Origin of the sequence: Roseateles sp., assembly GCF_046300915.1 — a bacterium.
Lineage (GTDB): Bacteria > Pseudomonadota > Gammaproteobacteria > Burkholderiales > Burkholderiaceae_C > Kinneretia.
In genome coordinates this window covers 1-5,647 of record NZ_JBKCLH010000132.1, presented here as the reverse complement: position 1 = coordinate 5,647, position 5,647 = coordinate 1, and the positions used below count along the sequence as shown (strand labels likewise).

Below are 5,647 nucleotides of genomic sequence, written 5' to 3'. Positions count from 1 at the left end.
CCACAGCGTGCTGGACCGCAGCCTGCTGCGCGCGGGCGAGACCCTGTCCCTGAAGCATTTCGTCCGCGAGGAGACGGGCCAGGGCTTGCGCCTGGCCAAGGAAGGAGGCCGGCCCGAGCGGGTGCGCCTGCTGCATGAGGGCAGCGGCCAGGAGATCACCCTGGCCGAGTCCCTGGACTGGAATGCGCAGGGCACGGCGCTGAGCCAATGGGCCATTCCGCCCGCGGCCAAGCTGGGCAGCTACCGCATCGTGCTGGAGCGCGGCCAGGGCGCGCAGCAGCGACGCTGGGACAGCGGCGAGTTCCGGGTGGAGGAGTTCCGCGTGCCCCTGGTGGAGGCGCGGCTGAGCCCGCCCAAGGGCCCCCTGGTGGCGCCCAGCGAGCTCAAGATCGGCGCCCAGCTCAACTACCTCTCGGGTGGCGGCATGGCCCAGACCCCGCTCTCGGTCTCGGCCCTGCTGCGGCCGCGCGAGCTCAACTTCGCCGGCTATGAGGACTTCCAGTTCCAGCCCCCGCGCGACCCGCGCAGCCTGGCCGCCGAGGCCGCTGGCGAGATGGGTGGGGAGGGCGAGGAAGGCAGCGCGCCCGCCAGCGGCGGCAAGCTGGTGGCCGACAAGCTGGCCCTGGCGACCGATGGCCAGGGCGCGGCCACGCTCACGCTCAAGGGCCTGCCGGCGCTGCAACAGCCCAGCGGGCTGCTGACGGAGTTCAGCTTCAACGACCCCAATGGCGAGCGCCAGACCCGTTCCGTGCTGCTGCCCCTGTGGCCGGCGCGCCTGGCCCTGGGCCTGCGGGCGGCCTCCTGGGCCAGCAGCCGCGGCCAGGTGGGCTTCAAGGTGGTGGCCCTCAATCTGGAGGGCAAGCCCATTGCCGGCCAGAAGGTGGTGGTGCGTGCGCGCCTGGCCCAGACCCTGTCCACGCGCAAGCGTATGGTGGGCGGCTTCTATGCCTATGACAACCGGGTGGAGCTCAAGGAGCTGGGCGAGGTCTGCAGCGGCAGCAGCGATGCCCAGGGGCTGCTGACTTGCGAGGCCAGGCTGGAGAACGCCGGCCAGGTAGAGCTGATCGCCAGCGCCAAGGACGCCGAGGGCCGCACGGTGGAGTCGGCCACCAGCGTCTGGGTCACGCGCCAGGGCGAGCTCTGGTTCGCGCAGGACAACGACGACCGCATCGACCTGCTGCCCGAGAAACGCGCCTACGAGCCCGGCGAGACCGCCCGCCTGCAGCTGCGCATGCCCTACCGCGAGGCCACGGTGCTGCTGAGCATCGAGCGCGAGGGCATCATGGACACGCGCGTGCTCACGGTGCGCGGCGACGACCCTACGGTCTCGCTCAAGATCGAGCGCGACTGGTCGCCCAATATCTATGTCTCGGCCCTGGTGCTGCGCGGGCGCATCCGCGATGTGCCCTGTTACAGCTTATTCACCTGGGGCTGGCGCGCGCCGCGCCAATGGTGGTCCGACTGGCGCGCCGGCCGCGACTACCAGGCCCCCACGGCCATGGTGGATCTGGCCAAGCCCTCCTTCAAGCTGGGCGTGGCCGCCCTGCAGGTGGGCCTGCAGCGCCACCGCCTGGAGGTCTCGGTCACGCCCGACAAGCCCCAGTACGGCGTGCGCCAGAAGGCCCAGGCCCTGATCAAGGTCAGCCAGGATGGCCGCCCCGTGCCGGGCGCCGAGATCGCCTTCGCCGCCGTGGACGAGGGCCTGCTGGCCCTGCGCGGCAACGGGAGCTGGAATCTGCTGGGCGCCATGCTGCAGCCCCGGCCCTGGGGCGTGGAGACGGCCAGCGCGCAAAGCGAGATCATTGGCCGGCGCCACTATGGCCGCAAGGCGGTGGCCGCGGGCGGCGGTGGCGGGCGCGGCGGCACGCGCGAGCTCTTCGACACCTTGCTGACCTGGCAGCCGCGCGTGCGCGTGGACGCCCAGGGCGAGGCGCGGGTGGAGGTGCCGCTGAACGATTCGCTCACAGGCTTCCGCCTGGTGGCGGTGGCCGATGCCGGCGTGCAGGCCTTCGGCACCGGCCAGACCACCATCCGCGTGAGCCAGGACCTGCAGCTGCTCTCCGGCCTGCCGCCCCTGGTGCGCGAGGGCGATCAGTTCCAGGCCCTGCTGACCCTGCGCAACACCACCACGCGCGAGATGAAGCTGCGCGCCAGCCTGGCCGGCACGGCCCAGCTGAGCGGCGGGTCCGACAGCGCGAGCGAGCCCGATCTCAAGCGCCAGCCCCTGAGCCTGCCGCCGCACGACCTGACCCTGGCGCCCGGCGCCGCGCGCGAGCTGCAGTGGACGGTGAGCGTGCCCGCCAATGCCCTGAGCCTGGTCTGGGAGGCCGAGGTGCAAGAGCAGGGCGGCGCCAAGGCGCGCGACCGCATGAAGGTCACGCAGCTGGTGCAGCCGGCCGTGCCGGTGCGGGTGCTGCAGGCCAGCCTCAGTCAGCTGGACGGTCGCCTGAGCCTGCCGGTGGCCGCGCCCGCCGACGCCCTGCCGCAGCGCGGCGGCCTGGCCGTGAGCCTGCAGCCCAGCCTCGCCGGCGCGCGGCCGGGGCTGCGGCGCTTCTTCGAGCAGTACCCCTACAGCTGCCTGGAGCAGCTCAGTGCCAAGGCCCTGGGCCTGGGCGACCGGGCGCAGTGGCAGAGCCTGATGAACCGCCTGCCCAGCTATCTGGACAGCGATGGGCTGGCCAGCTACTTCCCGCCGCGCCCCGATCAGGCGCCCCAGGGCAGCGACCGCCTCACCGCCCATCTGCTGGCGGTGGCGCATGAGGCCGGCCAGCCCCTGCCCGAGGCCGCGCGCGAGGCCATGCTGGGCGGCTTGAGCGCCTGTGTGGAAGGCCGGCTGCAGCGCCGCTTCTGGTCGCCGCGGCCCGATACCGAGGTGCGGCGCCTGGCCGCGCTGGAGGCGCTCTCGCGCTACGGCCGCGCCAGCGCCCGCCTGCTGGCCACGGTGGATGCGCGCAAGGTCACGACCTGGCCCACGGCGGCCTTGATCGACTGGCTGCAGATCCACCGCCGCCTGAGCGATGCGCCCGAGCGCGAGAAGCGCATCGCCGAGGCCGAGGCCCAGCTGCGCAGCCGCCTGAGCTATGCCGGCAGCACGCTGAAGTTCAGCACCGAGGAGGGCGACGCCTGGTGGTGGCTGATGGACGGGCCTGACGCCAATGCCTCGCGCCTGATCCTGGCCGTGCTGGACCTGCCGGGCTGGAAGGAGGAGCTGCCGCGCCTGGTGAGCGGCGCGCTGGGCCGCCAGAAGCTGGGCGCCTGGGGCACGACCACGGCCAATCTCTGGGGCGTGCTGGCGCTGCAGAAGTTCGCCGCGCGCTTCGAGGCGGTCAAGCCCGCGGGCCGCAGCGTGGCCAGCGTGGATGGGCGATCGCCCCAGACCCTGGACTGGGCCCGCCAGCCCGAGGGCGGCGCGCTGCGCCTGCCCTGGCCCGCCCAGGCCCAGGGCAGCCTGAGCCTGGAGCAGCAGGGCGCGGGCAAGCCCTGGGTCACGGTGCAGAGCCTGGCGGCCCTGCCGCTGAAGGCGCCCCTGGTCTCGGGCTATCGCCTGAGCAAGAGCATCCAGGCCGTGGAGCGCAAGGCCAAGGACCGCTGGAGCCGCGGCGATGTGCTGCGCGTGCGCCTGGAGCTGGAGGCCCAGAGCGATATGAGCTGGGTGGTGCTGTCGGACCCCGTGCCGGGCGGCGCCGCCATCCTGGGTTCGGGCCTGGGCGGCGACTCGGCCCTGGCCACGCGCGATGAGCAGCGCGAGGGCAGCGCCTGGCTGGCCTATGAGGAGCGCGGCTTCGAGGCCTGGCGCGGCTACTACCAGTACCTGCCGCGCGGCAAGCATGTGATCGAGTACACCCTGCGCCTGAACAATCCCGGCCGCTTCCAGCTCCCGCCCACCCGGGCCGAGGCCATGTACGCACCGGACAGCTTTGGCGAGCTGCCGAATGCGGCGTTGGAGGTGGCGCCGTGACAGGAACTCGGCGCGGCAGACCGCAGCCACCGGGAGCAGTGCGCCCTGGCGGCCGGCTCCGTCACCCGATGTTTCGCCAGCTGAGGGCTCTTCGCCAAGAGCAGGGTGTGGGGGGCTTCACTCATGTCCTCCGGATCGGGCTGCGCCCGCTCCTCCCCCTTTACTTCGCTACGCCCCCCACCCCCTACTCTTGGCTATCGTTGCATCTGGGCCTGCGGGGAGTGGTTTGCGTCGGTTTGCTGCTCGCGGCCAGCGCTACGGCCAATGCACTGCCCAGCTTCGCCGAAGTCCGTGCAACCCACCGCGTCTCCGATTTCACCCTGCTCGACCGGCGCGGCGAGCCCTTGCAGACCCTGCGCCTGGACAAGACCCATCGCAGCCTGGCCTGGGTGCCGCTGGAGCAGATGTCGCCGGCCCTGCTGCAGGCCCTGCTGTTGAGCGAGGACCGGCGCTTTTACGAGCACAGTGGCGTGGACTGGAGCGCGGTGGCTGCCAGCGCCTGGGGCAATCTCGGGAACCAGCGCACCCGCGGTGCCTCCACGCTGAGCATGCAGCTGGCAGGTCTGATCGACGAGGACCTGAGCCGCCCCACGGGCGGCCGCAGCCTGGCGCAGAAGCTGGGCCAGGTGGTGGTGGCCAAGCAGCTGGAGGCGCGCTGGAGCAAGGCCCAGATCCTGGAGGCCTATCTCAACCGCGTGCCCTTCCGCGGCGAGCTGGTGGGCATACACGCCCTGTCCCAGGTCTTGTTCGGCAAGCTGCCGGCCGGGCTGGACGCGCAGGAGGCGGCCCTGGCCGCGGCCCTGCTGCGTGCGCCCAATGCGCGGCCCGCCCAGGTGGCGCAGCGCGCCTGCGCCGTGCTCAAGGAGCAGGGCCTGGGCTGCGCGGGGGCTGAAGCGCAGCTGGCGGCAGCCCTGGCGCGGCGCGCCGGCATGCCCCTGGGCGAGCAGCTGGCGCCGCACTATGCGCGCCAGGTCTTGCGTGCCGAGGGGCCGGCCGCCCAGCGCAGCAGCCGGGATGCGCGCCTGCAGCGCCTGGCCGTGAACACGCTCAAGCGCCAGCTGGGTGAGCTGGCCGGCCGCCAGGTGGAAGACGGCGCGGTGCTGGTGCTGGACAACGCCAGCGGCGAGGTGCTGGCCTGGGTGGGCTCCAGCGGCGGCGAGCTCTCCAGCGCGGCCCAGGTGGACGGCGTGCTGGCGCGGCGCCAGCCCGGCTCCACCCTCAAGCCCTTTGTCTACCAGCTGGCGCTGGAGAAGCGCCTGATCACGGCCGCCAGCCTGCTGGACGATTCCCCCGCCCAGATCGCCACCGGCCACGGCCTCTATCTGCCGCAGAACTACGACCGCGACTTCCGCGGCTGGGTCAGCACCCGTGCAGCCCTGGGCAACAGCCTGAACGTGCCGGCCGTGCGCGTGGGTGCCATGCTGGGCGCGGACGCGCTCTTCCAGCGCCTGAACGCCTGGGGCCTGCAGCTCAGCGAGACCGGCGGCTATTACGGCGACTCCCTGGCCCTGGGCAGCCCCGACATCAGCCTGGCCGCGCTCACCAATGCCTACCGCGCCCTGGCCAATGGCGGCGAGCTGCGGCCCTTGGGCGCGCGCACGCCGGCGCGGCGCGTGGGCGAGGCGGGCAGCGTCTTCATCGTGGCCGACATGCTGGCCGACAACAGCGCGCGTGCGCTCACCTTCGGCC

The 5,647-nt window shown here is 72.8% G+C and carries 2 protein-coding genes; both read left to right on the top strand.

Translation table 11 applies throughout. The annotated features are described in order from the left end of the window. Window positions 1-3,958: alpha-2-macroglobulin family protein (locus ACK5F2_RS09765; protein ID WP_409864364.1), on the top strand; the 3,958-nt coding region annotated here is incomplete at its 5' end. A 212-nt stretch (window positions 3,959-4,170) separates the two neighbouring features. Continuing rightward, window positions 4,171-5,647: transglycosylase domain-containing protein (locus ACK5F2_RS09760; RefSeq protein WP_409864365.1), on the top strand; the 1,477-nt coding region annotated here is incomplete at its 3' end.